The following is a 17,203-nucleotide window of genomic DNA, read 5'->3' as shown; positions in this document are numbered from 1 at the left end:
ACATCACCAGCTGACCGGGAGCGCCTTCCCCTCTTCATAGCCGGCAGCGGACTGCAGGCCGACGAGGGCCCGCTCGTGGAACTCGGGGACCGAGGCGGCGCCGGCGTAGGTGAACGACGAGCGCACACCCGAGGTGATCATGTCGATGAGGTCCTCGAGGCCGGGACGCTGCGGGTCGAGGTAGATCTTCGATGACGAGATCCCCTCGGCGAACAGTTTCTTACGGGCCCGCTCGTAGGCATCCAGGCGACCGAATCGGGCCTGGACCGCCTTCGTCGAGGCCATCCCCCACGATTCCTTGTAGAGGTTGCCGGCAGCGTCGCGCTGCAGCGACCCGGGAGCTTCGATCGTCCCGGCGAACCACGAACCGATCATGACGGATGCCGCGCCGGCTGCCAGCGCGAGGGCGACGTCGCGCGGGTAGCGCACTCCGCCGTCAGCCCACACGTGAGCACCGGCGGCGCGAGCGGCGAGCGCAGTCTCGTGGACAGCCGAGAACTGCGGTCGCCCCACGGCGGTCATCATGCGCGTCGTGCACATCGCCCCCGGTCCGACACCGACCTTGATGATGTTTGCACCGGCCGCAACCAGGTCGTCGACGCCGGCGCTGGTGACCACGTTGCCCGCCACGAGCGGAACACCGAGATCGAGAGCCGACACTGTTCGCAGCGCCGCCAGCATCCCCTCTTGATGTCCGTGCGCGGTATCGAGGACGAGAACATCGACACCCGCGGCCACGAGCGCTCGAGCCTTGCCCGCGACGTCCCCGTTGATTCCCACGGCTGCCGCGACGATCAGGCGACCGTCTCGGTCAACGGCGGGCCGGTACAGCGTCGCGCGCAGGGCACTCCGACGCGAGAGCGTGCCGACGACCTGTCCGTGGTGCACGACGCAGACGATCTCGGCGTCGGCGGCGACGATCACGTCGAACGCGTGCCGAGCCGACTCGATGTCATCAGCGTCCACCGACGCGGGTCGTCCACGGGCGAGATCGCCCAGCCGAGCGTCAGGGAGGGCAGATCCGAGTCGGACAGCGGTGACGATGCCCTGAACGTCTTCGATCATGAGACGGTCGGCGGGCTGCGCGACGATCACCCCGTAGCCCTCCGTCGGGGGAAGCAGCGTCGTTGCGTCGGCAACCGTCGCGTCGGGGGGAAGCACCAGCGGGGTGTCCCAGGCAGCGGGCTGGTCCTTGACCCAGCGGATCGCGGCGTCCAGCTCCTGCAGAGGCAGGTCCTGCGGAAGAACGCCGAGACCGCCCCGGCGCGCGAGCGTCGCGGCAAGGCGCGCACCCGTGACCGAGTTCATGTTCGCCGAGACCAGTGGGACGGTGGCCGCGGTCCCATCCCGCGGTGACAGGTCCACCTCGAGTCGGCTGCCCACCCCCGATCGGCGAGGAACGAGGAAGACGTCCGAGTAGGTCAGGTCGAAGGCCGGCGCATCACCGTAGAACTCCATGTGCGCCAAGCGTACCGGTCAATGATCTCAGCGGAATCGTGACCAATTCGCGGCGCAGCCCAGGGTTCGGATGGCCTGCCGGGGTGTTCAGACGGACTACGCTGGACTGTTGAACGACGCGGGCGCGACGACGATGGTCCGCGACGACAATCGTGACGAAAGCGGGCGATCTAACGTGTCGAGTCAGGTGACCGGCGTCGGAGTGTCGAACGAAAGTGAGTTCGGTGCCAACGAGTGGCTCGTTGAAGAGCTCTACGAACAGTTCCGGCAAGACCGCAACTCCGTAGATAAGGCCTGGTGGCCGGTACTTGAGGCCTACCACTCCGCAGCCGAGAACGGCGCCAAGCCCTCCGAAGAGAGCGCAGCTGCGAAGCCGTCGTCGAACGATGCGCATCCGGTGACCGCACCCACGCCCGTGATCGGCTCGCAGCCCGTAGCGCGCACGACCGCGCGGCCTGCCTCCGCCCAACCGATTCCGGCGCAGGCCCCTGACACCGCGCGCGCCGCATCGGACGCCTCGCCGTCCGAGGACACGGTGACGGTCCTCAAGGGGATGCCGAAGACTCTCGCGGCGAACATGGATGAGTCGCTCACTGTTCCCACCGCGACGAGCGTGCGCACCGTCCCCGCCAAGCTCATGATCGACAACCGGATCGTGATCAACAATCACATGGCGCGCACCCGCGGCGGAAAGGTGAGCTTCACGCACCTCATCGGGTGGGCGATCATCCGCGCTCTCACCGAGTTCCCCAGCCAAAACGTGTTCTACGCAGAGATCGACGGCAAGCCGTCAGTTGTCGCGCCAGCCCATGTGAACCTCGGTATCGCGATCGACCTCCCGAAGCCCGACGGCACGCGGGCACTGCTTGTGCCAAGCATCAAGCACGCCGACACCCTCACTTTCGCCGAGTACCTGGCTGCCTACGAAGACCTGGTCTCCCGCGCCCGCAAGAACAAGCTCACCGCGGCGGACTTCCAGAACACGACGATCTCGCTCACCAACCCCGGCGGCATCGGTACCGTGCACTCGGTCCCGCGCCTCATGAAGGGGCAGGGATGCATCGTCGGCGCCGGCGCACTCGAGTACCCAGCCGAGTTCCAGGGCGCGAGTGAGAAGACCCTCAACGAGTTGGCGATCGGCAAGACGATCACCCTCACGAGCACGTACGACCACCGTGTCATACAGGGTGCCGGCTCGGGAGAGTTCCTCAAGAAGGTCCACGAGTTGCTCATCGGTGAGCGCCACTTCTACGAAGACATCTTCGCGGAGCTGCGCATCCCCTATGCGCCGATCCACTGGAATGCCGACATCAACGTCGACATCGCCGAGCGAATCGACAAGACCGCTCGCGTTCAAGAGCTGATCAACAGCTTCCGCGTTCGCGGCCACCTCATGGCCGACATCGACCCGCTCGAATACAAGCAGCGCACTCACCCCGACCTCGAGATCGAGTCGCACGGACTCACGTTCTGGGACCTCGACCGAGAGTTCGTCACCAACGGCTTCGGGGGCAAGCGCACGATGAAGCTGCGCGAGGTTCTCGGTGTACTTCGTGATTCGTACTGCCGCACGATCGGCATCGAGTACATGCACATTCAGGACCCGGAGCAGCGGGCCTGGTTCCAGCAGAACCTCGAGGTCAAGTACACCAAGCCGGGCCACGACGAGCAGCTGCGCATCCTCAGCAAGCTCAACGAAGCTGAGGCTTTCGAGACGTTCTTGCAGACCAAGTACGTCGGCCAGAAGAGGTTCAGCCTCGAGGGCGGCGAGTCCCTCATTCCGCTCCTGGATGAGATCCTGCAGGGCGCAGCCGAAACCGGTCTCGACGGGGCCACGATCGGAATGGCACACCGTGGGCGACTGAACGTCCTGACCAACGTTGCCGGCAAGACCTACGGACAGGTCTTCCGCGAGTTCGAGGGACGCGTCGCGATCGGTTCCAAGCGTGGCTCCGGCGACGTGAAGTACCACCTCGGGACCGAGGGCACCTTCGTCGCTGACGGCGGTGAAGAGCTTCCGGTGTATTTGGCGGCCAACCCGTCGCACCTCGAGACCGTCGATGGCGTCCTTGAGGGAATCACGCGGGCCAAGCAGGATCGGATGCCGCTGGGTTCGTTCTCGTGGTTGCCCATCCTCATCCACGGTGACGCGGCCTTCGCCGGCCAGGGCGTCGTGGTAGAGACCCTGCAGATGTCGCAGTTGCGCGCCTACCGCACCGGCGGCACCGTGCATGTCGTCGTCAACAACCAGGTCGGTTTCACGACGCTGCCGCAGGATGGCCGAACCTCGGTCTACGCGACGGATGTCGCAAAGACGATCCAGGCGCCCATCCTCCACGTCAACGGCGATGACCCCGAGGCCGTGGTCCGAGTCGCCCAGGTCGCCTTCGCCTACCGCGAGCGGTTCCACCGGGATGTCGTGATCGACCTGGTCGTGTATCGCCGCCGCGGACACAACGAGGGTGACGACCCCTCGATGACCCAGCCACTGATGACGAACCTCATCGAGGCGAAGCGGTCGGTGCGCCGCCTGTACACCGAGTCGCTCGTGGGACGCGGCGACATCACCGAAGAGCAGTACGAGCAGGCCAAGAAGGACTTCCAGGATCGGCTGGAGCAGGCCTTCGCCGAGACGCATGCCGCAGAGACCGGTTCTTCTCAGGTGGCGAGCGCCCCGATGACCGGCTCGATCGACACGATCGGCGAACCCGAAACAACGGGAGTTTCGCGCGATGTCGTGCAACTCATCGGAGACGCGTTCGTCAACAAACCCGATGGCTTCACGGTGCATCAGAAGCTGCAGCAGCTGCTTGACAAGCGCCAGGACATGAGCCGCAACGGCGGCATCGACTGGGCGTTCGGCGAGCTCCTCGCGTTCGGCTCCCTCCTCGTGGAGGGAACGAACGTCCGCATGGTCGGCCAGGACTCGCGACGAGGGACCTTCGTGCAGCGTCACGCCGTGTTCCACGACCGCGCGAACGGTCAGGAGTGGCTGCCGCTAGTGAACCTGTCGCAGTCGCAGGGCAGGTTCTGGATCTACGACTCGCTCCTCAGCGAGTACGCCGCGATGGGCTTCGAGTACGGATATTCCGTCGAACGCTCCGACACGCTCGTGCTGTGGGAAGCGCAGTTCGGCGACTTCGCGAACGGGGCCCAGTCCGTGATCGACGAGTTCATCTCGTCTGCTGACCAGAAGTGGGGTCAGCAATCGAGCGTCGTGCTCCTGCTGCCGCACGGCTATGAGGGTCAGGGCCCCGATCACTCGTCGGCCCGCATCGAGCGCTACCTGCAGATGTGCGCGCAGGACAACATGATCGTTGCGCGCCCATCGACACCGGCCTCCTACTTCCACCTGCTTCGCCGTCAGGCGTACGCGCGTCCGCGGCGGCCCCTCGTCGTGTTCACTCCGAAGGCGATGTTGCGCCTTCGTGGTGCGACAAGCCCCGTCGAGGACTTCGTGGGAGGCCGGTTCCAGCCGGTGCTCGACGATGATCGCGGGATCGACAAGAGCGCTGTCAAGCGGGTCCTGCTCCACGCCGGGAAGATCCACTGGGATCTGCGGTCGGAGCTCGAGAAGAACCCGAACCCTGAGATCGCCCTGGTGCGGTTGGAGCAGTTCTACCCCGCGCCGGTCGAGCACCTCAACCGCGTCATCGACGAGTACCCGAACGCCGAGTTGGTGTGGGTGCAGGACGAGCCCGAAAACCAGGGCGCGTGGCCCTTCATCGCCCTCGAAGTGGTCAAGCACCTGCACGGTCGCACGATCCGTCGGGTCTCGCGTGCTGCCGCGGCATCCACCGCGACGGGTTCCCCCAAGGTGCATGCCGCTGAGCAGGCGGAGATCATGCAGAAGGCGCTCACCCTCTGAACGTCACCGTGCTGGTCAATCCGGCGGCTCGAGCCGGAACGGGTGGCACGATCGCGACCAGGGCTGCCGAGCGACTTCGCGAGCACGGCATTCGCGCGACCTTGATCAGCGGTGGCAGCGCTGTCGAGTCGACGGAGTTGCTGCGCGAGGCGGTGCGCCTCGGAACTGACGCCGTAGCCGTGGCTGGCGGTGACGGGACGGTGTCCCTTGCGATGCAGGTTCTGGCCCACAGCACGACACCTCTCGGCATCATCCCGGCGGGGACGGGCAACGACCTGGCCGACATGCTCGGCATCCGCGAGCTGCACCCCGACGAAGCTGCCGACGCGATCGTCGGCGGGCTGACTCGCGATATCGACCTCGCGCGCATCAGTCGACACGGCGAGCCGGAGGTCTACTTCGGATCGGTCCTGGCCAGCGGCTTCGACTCGCGTGTCAACGACCGGGCCAACCGGATGCGGTGGCCTCGCGGCTCGTCGCGATACACCATCGCCATTCTGCGAGAGTTGGTAGGGCTACGTAGCTTCGCATACGAGATCGAACTGACGGATGCCGCGGGCAGCGTGACCCGGCACGATGGCGCCCTCCTGATGGCAGCCGTTGCCAACGGGACCAGCTACGGCGGGGGTGTTCAGATCGCGCCTCGCGCAGATCCCGCCGATGGGGAACTGGGTGTCGTCCTTGTTCGCCCGACCCATCGCGCGCGCTTTCTTCGACTGCTCCCCCGTGTCTACCGCGGAACGCACGGAGCGGTCCCCGAAGTGAGCATGTACCGGGCTCGGATGATCCGCCTCAGCGCGCCGGGCGTCACCGCCTACGCCGACGGCGACCCGATCGGGCCCCTGCCGGTCCAGATCGACGTCGTTCCCCGGGCGCTTCGTGTTTTCGTGCCTGCGAACTAAGCGCTCGACGCACCCTTCGAGGCCAGCTCTGTGTCGTGCACAGCCTGTACCGCGCGCAGCTTCGCCATGACCTGATCGCGAAGCTCCTCGGGCGCAGTCTCCTTGCACGCCCGAGCAACAGCCTCGGTGAGCGTCGTGGCCACGAGCGCTTCGTCGCGGCAGGCCGGACAGTGCTCAAGGTGCTCGCGGATGTCGGCATGCTCGGTCTTGCACACTTCGTTGCGCAGGTACTCTTCCAAGTCCCGCGTGGCTTTGGCGCAACCGCAATCGGTCATGTGTCGCTCCTCGATACGGCGACCGAGATCCCCCGCTCGGTCGCATATTCGGCCAGCAGCTCCCGTAGCATCCGTCTGCCACGGTGCAGACGGCTCATCACGGTGCCGATGGGGGTTTTCATGATGTCGGCGATCTCCTGATACGCAAAGCCTTCGACGTCGGCGAGATACACCGCGAGCCGGAAGTCCTCGGGAATCGACTGCAGCGCGTCCTTCACGACGGATGCCGGCATATGGTCGATTGCTTCAGCTTCTGCCGACCGCGTGCGGGACGATGTCGTGGACTCCGCTCCGCCGAGCTGCCAGTCTTCGAGATCCTCGATGGCGCTCTGGTACGGCTCACGCTGCTTCTTGCGGTACGTGTTGATGTACGCGTTGGTCAGGATGCGGTAAAGCCACGCCTTCAGGTTCGTGCCCTGAGTGAAGCTCGACCACGATGCGTACGCCTTGACGAAGGTCTCCTGCACAAGGTCTGCAGCGTCCGCGGGGTTCCGTGTCATTCGCATCGCAGCCGCGTAGAGCTGGTCCATGAACGGCAGGGCCTGCTCTTCGAACTGCGCGCGCGGGTCGGCCGGCGCCTCGGCCTGATCAGTCATCACGCGCCAGTCTACGTCCGGCGCCATAGCGATCGTCATCGGGCTCCTTCCGTCCCTCATTAGGCTAGGAACCGATGAGCGGCGAAAGATATTCCACCCCGACCGGCTTGGGAGAGTCCGGTTGGTCGGCTCCGCGCGCCTCGGGAGCACTCACCGCCCGTTTGGCAGTTCCCGGATCCAAGTCGCTCACGAACCGCGAATTGATCCTCTCGGCGATCGCCGATTCTCCGAGCACGCTCCACGCTCCGCTGCACTCCGACGACTCCGTCCGCATGGTTGCGGCCCTCACGGCGCTGGGTATCCAGATCGAGAGCGTGGAGGGCGAGAGCCCCTTCGGGCCCGACCTGATCGTCACGCCTCCCAGCGGATCCGGCTCGGTCGGTGCGTCCTACTCGGGGCTTCGCAGTGCGACAGTCGACTGCGGTCAGGCCGGCACCGTCATGAGGTTCATCGCGGGCATTGCCGGGCTGGCCGAGGGCGATGTCACACTGACTGCGCATGAGAGCGCGCTGCACCGGCCCATGGGAGCCATGATCACGGCCCTTCGTGACGTGGGCGTCGACGTCGACGACGAGGGCCGTTGGGCACTCCCTTTCCAGGTGCGGGGGCACGGACACATCCGCGGCGGCGAAGTCGTCATCGACGCGAGCGCCTCAAGCCAGTTCGTTTCCGGGATGCTGCTCGCAGCTCCCCGTTTCGACACGGGTCTCCACCTCATTCACTCGGGGTCACGCCTGCCGAGCATGCCGCACATCGATATGACCATCGAGTGCCTCGCGAACCGCGGCGTGCATGTGGAGCGGCCCTCGCCGCGCGAGTGGATCGTTCCCCCGCAGCCCCCGCGCGGAAAGACGGTGGCCATCGAACCCGACCTGTCCAACGCCGCTCCGTTCCTGGCAGCTGCCATGGTCACCGGAGGGAGCGTCACGATCACCGGGTGGCCCGCGCACTCGACACAGCCCGGCGTCATGCTCGCCACGATCCTGCACGAAATGGGGGCCCGCGTCACGCGCCGCGGTGGCGCCCTCACCGTCGCTGCGGGGCGCGGCATCCGTGGCATCGAGATCGACCTGTCGGCGGCGAGTGAGCTGACACCCACGATCGTGGGGCTGGCCGCATTCGCCCCGGAACCGACGACAATCACGGGAGTCGGGCACATTCGCGGCCACGAGACCGACCGCATCGCTGCGCTCGTCGGCAACCTGCGGGCGCTCGGCGGAGCCGCAGAAGAGCTCGAGGACGGCCTGCGAATCCTGCCTCAGCCGCTCCACGGCGGGGTGTGGCAGGCGTTCCATGACCACCGTATTGCGACGACCGGCGCGCTGATCGGCCTCGCCGTCGGCGGAGTCGTGGTCGACGACATCAGGACCACAGCGAAGACGATGCCGCAGTTCCCCGAGCTCTGGACCTCCATGCTCGAAGGGAACGGCGCGGAGTGAGCTGGCTCGGGGACGTCGATGATGACGATGAACTCGGCATGGACGAGAGCGATATCCGCGTCAGGCCGAACCCCAAGGCCAACCGGCCGCGCACCAAGCGCCGCCCCAGCCACGCGGATGCCGAGATCGCGCGGGTCCTGGGGGTGGACCGCGGCCGCTACACCGTGCTCGTCGGCGAAGACACTGGCGCCGAACGCCAGGTTACCGCCGCCCGCGCTCGCGAACTTCACCGCACCGCGATCGTCACCGGTGACCGCGTCCGGGTTGTGGGAGACACCTCGGGAGACGAGGGAACTCTCGGCAGGATCGTGGGCATCGAACCCCGCACGTCTCTCCTTCGCCGAAGCGCCGACGACACCGATCAGGTCGAGCGCGTCATCGTCGCCAACGCCGATCAGATGCTCATCGTGATCGCCGCCGCCGACCCGGAGCCGCGCCCCCGGCTGGTGGACCGCTACCTGGTGGCAGCACTGGATGCCGGTATCCGCCCCCTGATGGTCATCACCAAGACCGACCTTTCGGACCCAGAGGAGTTTCTGTCGCACTTCGCGGGCCTCGACCTCGAGGTCTTCACCAGTGCGCGCTCTGACATGCCCCTGGAGCGGATCGGTGCCGCGCTCGTCGGCCACAGCACAGTGTTCGTCGGGCACTCCGGCGTGGGTAAGTCCACCCTTGTCAACGCTCTGGTCCCGAGCGCCGAGCGGGCGACGGGACATGTCAACGAGGTCACCGGTCGGGGACGACACACGTCGAGTTCGACGGTCTCGCTGCGCTACGAGGCACCGTCGGGCACGGGATGGGTGGTCGACACCCCCGGCGTGCGCTCCTTCGGGCTCGGTCACGTCGATCCCGACAATATCCTGCGGGCGTTCACCGACCTTGCCGAGGTCGCACGCGAGTGTCCGCGTGGGTGCACTCACCTGCCCGACGCGCCCGATTGCGCCATCGAAGAGGCTGTGGCGGCGGGACGCCTCGGGCCCGGGGCGGCAGCGCGGCTGGATTCACTGCAGCGTCTGCTCACGACGTTCTCTGACCGCCCCTGATACGCCTCGCGCCGCAGCATCCATGTCACGTGCAACCGCACCGGCTGATGGTGGCCCGCGCCGGGCGCACGGCTCTAGGGTGGATTCATGACAGTGCGTCTAGAACCCGGCACCGCTGCACCCGACTTCACCCTCCTGAACCAGGATGAGAGTGATGTCTCGCTTCACGACCTGCGCGGCCAGGGCCTCATCCTCTTCTTCTACCCGCAGGCGATGACACCCGGCTGCACGACGGAGGCTTGCGACTTCCGCGACAGTGTCGAGCCGCTTCGCGCCGCCGGTTACGTGGTGCTCGGCATCTCGCGCGACGCTCCCGCCAAGCTGCGGGCGTTCCGCGAACGCGACGCGCTTCCGTACGACCTACTGAGCGACCCCGACCGTTCCGTGCACGAGGCCTACGGAGCGTGGGGCGAGAAGACGATGTACGGCAAGACGACAGAAGGTGTGCTGCGCTCGACCTTCGTCCTCGACGAGAAGGGCGTCATCACGCACGCGCTCTACAACGTCAAGGCGGCGGGGCACGTAGCCCGTATCCGCGGTCTGCTCGGTCTCTAGTCTTCCCGCGCCGGCGGGGCCGCGCCGCGAACGGCGATCACCAAGAGGACGAGGGCGATGACGGCTGGGATCGCGATTGCAACGCCGGTGACCGGATGCGCATACTGGCCTGTTGCGGCTCCCAGCGCCACCGCGAGGATCAGCAGTTGTGCCACGATCGCTCCCGAGCGACCCCATGACAGTCCCCGCCAGGTGGCGACACCGAACACCGCGACGATCGCCGCCCCGGCCAGCGTCAGCACGATCAGGGCGATCGCGCTGTCGAGTGCCGCCGTGTCCCCGGTGATGACCGCGACGATCTCCCAGACGGCGAGTGCGCCGATTCCCGCCCCTTCCAATAGCACGATCACGCCCGCTGCTCGAGCGGCAATCATCGAGCGCACCATGGACCTCCCGACCACTCTCGGCCCGTACACAACGTTCTTGCAACGTCCTCACGGATGAACCCTTGATTCGGGTGAACGGCTGTGGGACGATGGGTAAAGCCGTGTGCTCCCACAAGGTCGTGGGACGAGACATCTTCTCGTACACCTCACAGAGTATCCGACCGCCCGGTGGCCCGATGCTCATTCCCCATCAAGGAGCACCCCCTATGGATTGGCGCGACAAGGCCGCCTGCTTGACTGTCGACCCCGAGCTGTTCTTCCCGGTAGGAAACACCGGTCCAGCCGTCGACCAAATCGAGAAGGCGAAATCCGTGTGCGCCCGGTGCACCGTCACCGAAATCTGCCTGCAGTACGCGCTGGAGTCCGGTCAGGACTCGGGCGTGTGGGGTGGCCTCTCCGAAGACGAGCGCCGCGCCCTCAAGCGCCGCGCTGCCCGGGCTCGCCGCGCCAGCTGAGCCACTCGGCGCGCTGGCCTGAGACCGGAGGCCGTGCTCAGTCCAGCGCGATGTAGCGGAGCGGGATGTCGATCGTGACTTCCGTACCGCTTCCGACGAGCGTGTGCCAGTCGATCGTGCCGCCGAGTTCTCCCTGGATGAGCGTCCGAACGATCTGCGTGCCCAGCCCTCGGCCGACTTGGCCCTCCGGCAGGCCGACGCCGTTGTCACGAACACGCACCAGGAGCCGCTCGGGGTCGCGCTCGGCCTCGATCTCGACGTCGCCTTCCTTCCCGGCGAGGCCGTGCTCGACAGCGTTGGTCACCAGCTCGGTGAGGGCCAGCGCCAGGGGCGTGGCGTACTCGCTCGGGAGGGTGCCGAAGCGTCCCACAGACCGGGTCCGCGCGCGTGTCGTGGGTGCAGCAGCCACCTCGGCGACGAGTTTGAGAACACGATCGAAGACATCGTCGAAATCGACGCGCTGAGTGAGTCCCTCTGAGAGGGTGTCGTGCACGACGGCGATCGCCGAGACGCGTCGCATCGCCTGCGTCAGCGCTTCTCGGGCCTCTTCGGTGTGCGAACGGCGAGCCTGGATGCGAAGGAGCGACGCGACAGTCTGCAGATTGTTCTTGACCCGGTGGTGGATCTCGCGAATCGTCGCGTCCTTGGTGATGAGCTCTTGCTCCTGGTGTCGCAATTCGGTGACATCGCGGCACAGCACGATCGCCCCGATGCGGGTCCCGTGGTCGCGCAGGGGGATCGTCCGCAGGCTCACCGTCACACCACGCGCCTCGATGTCGGCACGCCAGGGTGCCCTCCCCGTCACGACCAGGGGAAGCGACTCGTCGAACTGGCGCTTCTCGGGAAGGATCTCCGTGGTCACCTCGACGAGGGATTCGCCTTCGAGCTCATCCTCGAACCCCATGCGATTGAAGGCCGAGAGAGCGTTGGGGCTCGCGAAGGTCACCGTCCCATCGACGTCGAGGCGCACGAGTCCGTCAGAGGCTCTCGGAGCGCCCCGACGCGGAGCGGTCGGTGCGCTGAGATCCGGAAAGTCGCCCGAGGCGACCATTCCGAACAGGTCGTCGGCGCACTCGTTGAAGGTGATCTGCTGGCGCGAAGGAGTGCGTGTCTCCCCAAGATTGGTGTGGCGCGTCAGGACTCCCAGCGTGGTGCGACCGGAGCCGGACCCTCGCACGATCGGTACCGCGCGGACCCGGGTCGGGGTCTCTTCGAACCAGTCAGGGGATGCCGAGTCGACGATCATTCCCGAGAAGAACGCCTCGCGAATCTGGGTCCGCCACTGGGGTCGGACGGGGTCTCCGACGATGTCCCGATAAAACAGGGTCGCGGCGCCGCTGGGCCGGGCGTGGCCGACAGCGACGAACGAGTCATCTGCCGTCGGAACCCAGATGACGATGTCGGCGAAAGCGAGATCGGCCAGCAACTGACCGTCCCCGGCCAGGCGGTGGAGCCATTCGACATCCGCGCCGGTGGAACGCCCCTGGTCATAGACGAGATCGCTGAGGGTCGACATCGTTTCAGCCTAGAGCCCCAGCGTGGATGCTCGAACTACGCAGCTTTGCGAGTGTCGACGGCGAGCGCCTCGCTCACGAAGCGCCGCACGCCGGACACGATCGGCGATCTCCGGGCAACGTCCGCGATCGGACGGGCGGCCAGGAGCGCAGCATCGGCCGAGCGCGGATCTTGCGGCACGAACCACACGTCACGGATGCCGGCGAACCGGTCGAGACTTCGGCGTACCTGGCCGCGGGCGTCGATGCCCAGGGAGCCCGGGCGCAGCCGGTTGGCGACCACCGCGATCGGTGTCGCTCCCACTGTCTCGCGCAGCTGCGCGTAGCCGCGAACGAAACGGCTGATACCGACGGGATCCGCACCGGCCACGGCGACGACGAGATCGGCTTCCTGGAGGGCGGCGATCGTTGCGGCGTTGCGCCTGCCACCGGCGAGATCGCTCACGATCTCTTCGTCACGGTCCAGGGGCGCCGCCACGTCGACCACGGTGTCATCCACCCACTCGCGGCATATGGAGAGCGCGGCACGTACGCGATCCTCGCGCAGCTCCGGCCAACGCGAAGGCCGATTGATGCCGGCCAGAACCTGTGGCCCCCGCCCGAGCCGAAGCGCGATTCGGTCCAGTTCGGCGACATCCAGGGCGCCACGGTTCACCTGTCGGCATGCGGCGGCGAACCCCGGACCTTCATCGGGCAGGCCGAGCGCCAGCGCTATCGAGGGCGCGTGGGAGTCGGCATCGATCAGCGCCACATCGCGGTCGCGGGCGAGCTCCACCGCGAGCTCGATCGCTATCGTCGATCGCCCGGGCGACCCTGCCGCACCCCATACTGCGATGACTCGGCGCCTGTTCCGGGGAACCGGCGCGACGGGCAGCGGGTCTCGGAGGGCACGCACGAGCTCGCGCCCGGAAGCCCGTGGCGACATCGGCACGCCGAGCCCGAACGCCTGAGCCAGGCGCGCCGGTGTCTCACCGTCCCCCACGGGGGCGATCCGGATTCCCTCCCGATCGCAAGCGGTCACGAGCTCACGTGTGAGTGTGTCGTGGCGCGCAGCGACGACGAGAAGCTCCAGCTCCTCGTCACCGGCACCCCGGACACCACCGCGAGCGGCGGCGAGACCGGGTGTCGTGGCCGGCGTTGCGTGCGCGTCCCATCCGAGCCGCGAGAGCTCTTCGGCCAGCCGCGTCGCGTGTGGCTCGTCCAGCGCGATCAGCGCTCTCATTGCAGCCCCGGGGTCCAGGGGATGACCGAGAGCGCGGAGCCGTCGGCGATTGCAGCGAGCGCGGCAGCGACATCGGCGCGGGGAATCACCAGTTCGACCGCCGCCGTTCCGCCGGCCAGGGGTGAATCATCCCGGGTGACGCTGACGACCGTCGCGTCGGCCACGAGAATGCGTGGCGTATCGAAGCGTGACTGATCAAGACGCGGCGCTGCCCACAACTCGACAGTCGATCCGGCCACGACCGAACCCGGTACCTCGGCTGCGCTGCGGACGACGACCGTCGTGGATCGCGTACTGTCGTCGGTCACGAGAGCGTCGGCGGGCACGAGTTCGCCAGCCGAGACTGTGCGCGCTGCAACGAGCCCTTCCCCGAGGTCGTCAGCCCTGAGGTAAGCGTTCGACGCGACTCCCAGAGCGACATCCACGACGGCAAGGTCCGCTGCAGCTACCGGCTCGCCGGGAACTATCGCTCGGACGGCTACGTAGACGGGTTCGGTCTGGCGCGCCGACGACACGATGAACCACACACCACCGACGGAAGCCAGAACCAGAACGACGCCGACCAGGAACCGCAGGTCTGCCCACGCGGGGCGCCGGGAGGTATGAGAGCGGGAGGACATGCGAACCATGGTCGCCGAGACTCGTGAATCGCTGCCGCGCTTATCCACAGCGGGCGCCGCTGCGCCGCCCTGTCAGAACCCGGCGTCATAATGGGGACATGCCCCAGCCTCCCGCCGCCGACGCGCGCCTGTTGACGCCATCGCAGGTCGCCGAAGTGCTCGCGATCGAGGTCGAGGACGTGATGGCCCTGGTCCTGGCCGGGCAGCTCCGCGGGATGCGTGTCGGCGAAAGCGGGCAGTGGCGCATCGACGAGATGAGTGTCGAGTCCTACCTCGACGACCAGGTCGAACAGACCCGACGCATGGCGCTGTGGCACCAGTCGCAGACCGCGAGCTTCCCGGAACTGTGGGGCACCGGGGCCATTCGCAACCCAGACTGATCCGGGAGGCTTCCGCGGGTCAGAGCCCCGCGTCTCCGGCCGCCACGACCAGCTGCGCGAGGGCGCCGAACGGAACCATCCGAAATCCGGTCACCGCCGACGGATGCCGCGGAACGTCGAGGTCGTGAATGGCAAGGTCGAAGTGATCCGCGCCGGCTCGATCGACGGTTCCGGTCAGCGCGTCGTCCGCGACCAGTTCGACAAGAACGGGAACCCGCCGGCGTGCGAGGTCGCGCAGCACGAAACCGAGATCCATCCGCTCGCGGAGGGCTTGCCCCACACGTCCCGAAGCGCTGTGCAGAAGGTCGGCGTGCGCCATCCGTAGCCCCGTGAGCCCACCGAGCGGAACGATGCTGACGGAGGACGGTCCTCGGTCGACCGCCAACCAATCAGCACCCACGGCAACGATTCGCCCTTCGACGCCGGCGCCGCCGCTCAACTGCACCCGCACCTGGGCCTGAGCGTCTCGCAGCACGAGCAGCCGGTCTCTCAGCGACACGCGCGACAGGCGCACCCGCTCGGACTCGGAGGCGAGGGCCGCACGCTCGGCTTCCCACTCGGCTGACGCCTGAGCTTCGAGGTCATCGAACAGCCGGTCCCATCGCACGGGGCGAGCGTACGTCGTAGATGAGGAGTCGATGAGAAACTGTCCACAGCGGGATCCCGGCCCCCACCGAGCCCCCTGCCGTGTGCTCTACTTCTCGACATCCTGTTACCGGTCGAGAGTGAGATCTCATGGCGACGACGCAATCGAGCTTCGCACGCGCTTACCGCGCGGCAGACGAAGCGGCCGAGCTGAACCAGTACTTCGCGCCACAGCGCACGAGCACCGCCGACCTCCCCGATCCCGAGACCTTCCTGCGCAACATCTCTCGTGGGGTCCTGGAGATCTTCGCGGGTGTCCGCGAGGTTGACCAACTCGCCAGGTGGCTGACCGAGGATGCGTATCGGAAGCTCGTCACCCGGGCCAACCTCGCCGCCCGCGCACGAAGCGCCCGCGGCATCCCAGCGAAGCGTCCCGTGCATCAGATCGTTTCCGTACGCCACTCCTCCCCCGCCGACGGCATCGTCGAGGGCGTGGTCATCGTCCGCGGTCCGGCGCGCACCCGTGCTGTGGCCCTGCGGTTGGAGGGCATGGACGGTCGGTGGCGCACCACCTCTCTCGCCCTGCTCTGACAACGCCGCGGACGGCGCGCCGCCTTACTGCCGGTACGACGACAGGAAGTTGCCGAGCCGCTCGATAGCCTCAGTCAGCACTCGGGATTCAGGAAGCGTCACGATCCTCACGTGGTCCGGGGTCGGCCAGTTGAATCCCGTCCCCTGCACGAGCAGCACCTTCTCGGCGACAAGGAAGTCGTACACGAGCTTCGCATCATCCCGGATGTCGTACACGTTCGGATCGAAGCGCGGGAAGGCGTACAGCGCGCCCTCCGGCTTGACGCAGCTCACCCCGGGGATCGACTCCAGCGCCTCCCAGGCGGCATCCCGCTGCTCATGCAACCGCCCCGTGGGAGCGATCAGCGCGTCGATCGACTGGACTCCCGACAGCGCAGCCTGCACGGCGTACTGCGCCGGGACATTGGGACACAGCCGCGTCGAGGCCAGCAGGGTGATTCCCTCCAGGAAGCCGGCTGCGTGATCCTTCGGCCCCGTGATCGCGAGCCACCCCGAGCGATAGCCGGCGACTCGATAGGTCTTCGAGAGCCCGTTGAAGGTCAGCACCAGCAGATCCGGCGCAACGGCGGCCATCGGGATGTGTCTCGCATCGTCGAAGAGGATGCGGTCGTAGATCTCGTCAGCAAGGACCAGAAGCGAGTGTTCGCGGGCGATGTCGGCGATCTGATCGAGGACTTCGCGGGTGTAGACGGCACCGGTCGGGTTGTTGGGGTTGATGACGACGATCGCTTTGGTGCGCTCGGTGATCTTCGAGCGGATGTCCTCGATGTCGGGCTGCCAACCGTTCTGCTCGTCGCACAGGTAGTGAACGGGCGTCCCACCCCCCAGGCTCGTCATCGCCGTCCACAGCGGGTAGTCGGGTGCGGGTATCAACACCTCGTCGCCCTCGTCCAGGAGGGCCTGCATCGTCATCGTGATGAGCTCGGAGACCCCGTTACCGAGGTACACGTCATCGGGGTCGAGCGCCGGGAATCCGGGAACCTGCTCGTATCGGTAGACGACGGCGAGCCGAGCAGACTTGATGCCGCGGCTGTCGCTGTACCCGTGGGCTTCGGGTACCGCCTCGATCATGTCCCGCACGATCTGGAACGGAGCCTCGAAGCCGAAAGCTGCCGGGTTCCCCGTGTTCAGCTTGAGGATCCGGTGTCCCTCGGCCTCCAGACGATCGGCCTCGACGAGGGCCTGCCCCCGGATCTCGTAGAGGACGTGCTTGAGTTTGCTCGACTGGTCGAGCGGCCGGGGGTGGGTCATCCGTTCAGGATAATGCCGCACCCACCGGGCCACCTGACCGCGCGTGGATCGCGGGTCTCGCGT

Annotated in this window: 17 protein-coding genes; 8 read left to right on the top strand and 9 right to left on the bottom strand. The window is 67.0% G+C overall.

Annotation, left to right across the window (positions count from 1 at the left end; genetic code table 11):
* Positions 1–3: 3 nt before the first annotated feature.
* A complete protein-coding gene (locus LL236_RS04525; protein ID WP_228177608.1) occupies positions 4–1,458 on the bottom strand; it encodes a GuaB1 family IMP dehydrogenase-related protein in 1,455 nt (484 codons plus the stop codon).
* A 175-nt stretch (positions 1,459–1,633) separates the two neighbouring features.
* Between LL236_RS04525 and LL236_RS04520 the strand changes: the two genes are divergently transcribed.
* Together LL236_RS04520 and LL236_RS04515 are read left to right on the top strand one after the other, a co-directional pair.
* A complete protein-coding gene (locus LL236_RS04520; protein ID WP_228177821.1) occupies positions 1,634–5,326 on the top strand; it encodes a multifunctional oxoglutarate decarboxylase/oxoglutarate dehydrogenase thiamine pyrophosphate-binding subunit/dihydrolipoyllysine-residue succinyltransferase subunit in 3,693 nt (1,230 codons plus the stop codon).
* Positions 5,327–5,334: 8 nt separating this feature from the next.
* On the top strand, positions 5,335–6,228 hold the full coding sequence (locus LL236_RS04515; RefSeq protein ID WP_228177607.1) for a diacylglycerol kinase: 894 nt from the start codon (positions 5,335–5,337) through the stop codon (positions 6,226–6,228).
* Here LL236_RS04515 and LL236_RS04510 read toward each other — a convergent pair.
* Together LL236_RS04510 and LL236_RS04505 are read right to left on the bottom strand one after the other, a co-directional pair.
* The gene (locus LL236_RS04510; protein ID WP_228177606.1) at positions 6,225–6,503 is read right to left on the bottom strand and encodes a zf-HC2 domain-containing protein; all 279 of its coding nucleotides are present in this window, start codon (positions 6,501–6,503) and stop codon (positions 6,225–6,227) included. The two genes, LL236_RS04515 and LL236_RS04510, sit on opposite strands and share 4 nt — an antisense overlap.
* Positions 6,500–7,138, bottom strand: coding sequence for a sigma-70 family RNA polymerase sigma factor (locus tag LL236_RS04505; protein ID WP_374198004.1), 639 nt, complete (start codon positions 7,136–7,138; stop codon positions 6,500–6,502). Before LL236_RS04505 ends, LL236_RS04510 begins: the two co-directional genes overlap by 4 nt.
* Before the next feature lie 35 nt (positions 7,139–7,173).
* Here LL236_RS04505 and aroA point away from each other — a divergent pair, with 35 nt between their 5' ends.
* The 3 genes from aroA to bcp all read left to right on the top strand — a co-directional run bounded on the left by aroA (position 7,174) and on the right by bcp (position 10,136).
* Positions 7,174–8,538 carry a 3-phosphoshikimate 1-carboxyvinyltransferase gene (aroA, locus tag LL236_RS04500; protein WP_228177604.1) on the top strand — a complete coding sequence of 455 codons (1,365 nt, stop codon included), beginning with the start codon at positions 7,174–7,176 and terminating at the stop codon, positions 8,536–8,538.
* A complete protein-coding gene (gene rsgA / locus LL236_RS04495; RefSeq protein WP_228177603.1) occupies positions 8,535–9,581 on the top strand; it encodes a ribosome small subunit-dependent GTPase A in 1,047 nt (348 codons plus the stop codon). The genes aroA and rsgA overlap by 4 nt, the downstream gene beginning before the upstream one ends.
* A gap of 87 nt (positions 9,582–9,668) precedes the next feature.
* Positions 9,669–10,136, top strand: a complete 468-nt coding sequence (gene bcp, locus LL236_RS04490; protein ID WP_228177602.1) for a thioredoxin-dependent thiol peroxidase — start codon at positions 9,669–9,671, stop codon at positions 10,134–10,136.
* Here the strand turns inward: bcp and LL236_RS04485 are convergent.
* Positions 10,133–10,510 (bottom strand): histidine kinase, encoded by a 378-nt coding sequence (locus tag LL236_RS04485; RefSeq protein ID WP_228177601.1) that lies wholly within the window; start codon positions 10,508–10,510, stop codon positions 10,133–10,135. The genes bcp and LL236_RS04485 overlap by 4 nt on opposite strands.
* 218 nt (positions 10,511–10,728) lie before the next feature.
* On the opposite strand from LL236_RS04485, the gene LL236_RS04480 reads away from it, so the two are divergent.
* The gene (locus LL236_RS04480) at positions 10,729–10,977 is read left to right on the top strand and encodes a WhiB family transcriptional regulator (protein ID WP_019182239.1); all 249 of its coding nucleotides are present in this window, start codon (positions 10,729–10,731) and stop codon (positions 10,975–10,977) included.
* Between the two features lie 37 nt (positions 10,978–11,014).
* On the opposite strand, the gene LL236_RS04475 is transcribed toward LL236_RS04480, so the two are convergent.
* The 3 genes from LL236_RS04475 to LL236_RS04465 are packed head-to-tail and all read right to left on the bottom strand — an operon-like array spanning position 11,015 to position 14,333.
* Positions 11,015–12,493 (bottom strand): sensor histidine kinase, encoded by a 1,479-nt coding sequence (locus LL236_RS04475; RefSeq protein WP_228177600.1) that lies wholly within the window; start codon positions 12,491–12,493, stop codon positions 11,015–11,017.
* Between the two features lie 35 nt (positions 12,494–12,528).
* Positions 12,529–13,713: an AAA family ATPase gene (locus LL236_RS04470; protein WP_228177599.1), complete on the bottom strand. Its 1,185-nt coding sequence runs from the start codon at positions 13,711–13,713 to the stop codon at positions 12,529–12,531.
* Positions 13,710–14,333, bottom strand: coding sequence for an SAF domain-containing protein (locus LL236_RS04465; protein WP_228177598.1), 624 nt, complete (start codon positions 14,331–14,333; stop codon positions 13,710–13,712). Before LL236_RS04465 ends, LL236_RS04470 begins: the two co-directional genes overlap by 4 nt.
* A gap of 98 nt (positions 14,334–14,431) precedes the next feature.
* Between LL236_RS04465 and LL236_RS04460 the strand changes: the two genes are divergently transcribed.
* Positions 14,432–14,713: a helix-turn-helix domain-containing protein gene (locus tag LL236_RS04460; RefSeq protein WP_228177597.1), complete on the top strand. Its 282-nt coding sequence runs from the start codon at positions 14,432–14,434 to the stop codon at positions 14,711–14,713.
* A 19-nt stretch (positions 14,714–14,732) separates the two neighbouring features.
* On the opposite strand, the gene LL236_RS04455 is transcribed toward LL236_RS04460, so the two are convergent.
* Positions 14,733–15,320 carry a hypothetical protein gene (locus tag LL236_RS04455; RefSeq protein ID WP_228177596.1) on the bottom strand — a complete coding sequence of 196 codons (588 nt, stop codon included), beginning with the start codon at positions 15,318–15,320 and terminating at the stop codon, positions 14,733–14,735.
* A gap of 128 nt (positions 15,321–15,448) precedes the next feature.
* Here LL236_RS04455 and LL236_RS04450 point away from each other — a divergent pair, with 128 nt between their 5' ends.
* Positions 15,449–15,889 (top strand): Rv3235 family protein, encoded by a 441-nt coding sequence (locus LL236_RS04450; RefSeq protein WP_228177595.1) that lies wholly within the window; start codon positions 15,449–15,451, stop codon positions 15,887–15,889.
* Positions 15,890–15,913: 24 nt separating this feature from the next.
* On the opposite strand, the gene LL236_RS04445 is transcribed toward LL236_RS04450, so the two are convergent.
* Positions 15,914–17,140, bottom strand: coding sequence for a pyridoxal phosphate-dependent aminotransferase (locus LL236_RS04445; protein WP_228177594.1), 1,227 nt, complete (start codon positions 17,138–17,140; stop codon positions 15,914–15,916).
* Between the last annotated feature and the right edge of the window lie 63 nt (positions 17,141–17,203).

The sequence above is a fragment of the Microbacterium schleiferi genome (assembly GCF_020781975.1).
Lineage (GTDB): Bacteria > Actinomycetota > Actinomycetes > Actinomycetales > Microbacteriaceae > Microbacterium.
The sequence above is the reverse complement of the archived record's forward strand: the minus strand, read 5'-3'. Positions and strand labels throughout refer to the sequence as shown.

What these genes read in the sequence shown, in the direction of transcription:
- LL236_RS04525 (WP_228177608.1), bottom strand. Translation starts at nt 1,458, where the DNA reads ATGGAGTTCTACGGTGATGCGCCGGCCTTCGACCTGACCTACTCGGAC.
- LL236_RS04510 (WP_228177606.1), bottom strand. Translation starts at nt 6,503, where the DNA reads ATGACCGATTGCGGTTGCGCCAAAGCCACGCGGGACTTGGAAGAGTAC.
- LL236_RS04505 (WP_374198004.1), bottom strand. Translation starts at nt 7,138, where the DNA reads ATGACGATCGCTATGGCGCCGGACGTAGACTGGCGCGTGATGACTGAT.
- aroA (WP_228177604.1), top strand. Translation starts at nt 7,174, where the DNA reads ATGAGCGGCGAAAGATATTCCACCCCGACCGGCTTGGGAGAGTCCGGT.
- bcp (WP_228177602.1), top strand. Translation starts at nt 9,669, where the DNA reads ATGACAGTGCGTCTAGAACCCGGCACCGCTGCACCCGACTTCACCCTC.
- LL236_RS04485 (WP_228177601.1), bottom strand. Translation starts at nt 10,510, where the DNA reads ATGATTGCCGCTCGAGCAGCGGGCGTGATCGTGCTATTGGAAGGGGCG.
- LL236_RS04480 (WP_019182239.1), top strand. Translation starts at nt 10,729, where the DNA reads ATGGATTGGCGCGACAAGGCCGCCTGCTTGACTGTCGACCCCGAGCTG.
- LL236_RS04475 (WP_228177600.1), bottom strand. Translation starts at nt 12,493, where the DNA reads ATGTCGACCCTCAGCGATCTCGTCTATGACCAGGGGCGTTCCACCGGC.
- LL236_RS04470 (WP_228177599.1), bottom strand. Translation starts at nt 13,713, where the DNA reads ATGAGAGCGCTGATCGCGCTGGACGAGCCACACGCGACGCGGCTGGCC.
- LL236_RS04465 (WP_228177598.1), bottom strand. Translation starts at nt 14,333, where the DNA reads ATGTCCTCCCGCTCTCATACCTCCCGGCGCCCCGCGTGGGCAGACCTG.
- LL236_RS04460 (WP_228177597.1), top strand. Translation starts at nt 14,432, where the DNA reads ATGCCCCAGCCTCCCGCCGCCGACGCGCGCCTGTTGACGCCATCGCAG.
- LL236_RS04450 (WP_228177595.1), top strand. Translation starts at nt 15,449, where the DNA reads ATGGCGACGACGCAATCGAGCTTCGCACGCGCTTACCGCGCGGCAGAC.
- LL236_RS04445 (WP_228177594.1), bottom strand. Translation starts at nt 17,140, where the DNA reads ATGACCCACCCCCGGCCGCTCGACCAGTCGAGCAAACTCAAGCACGTC.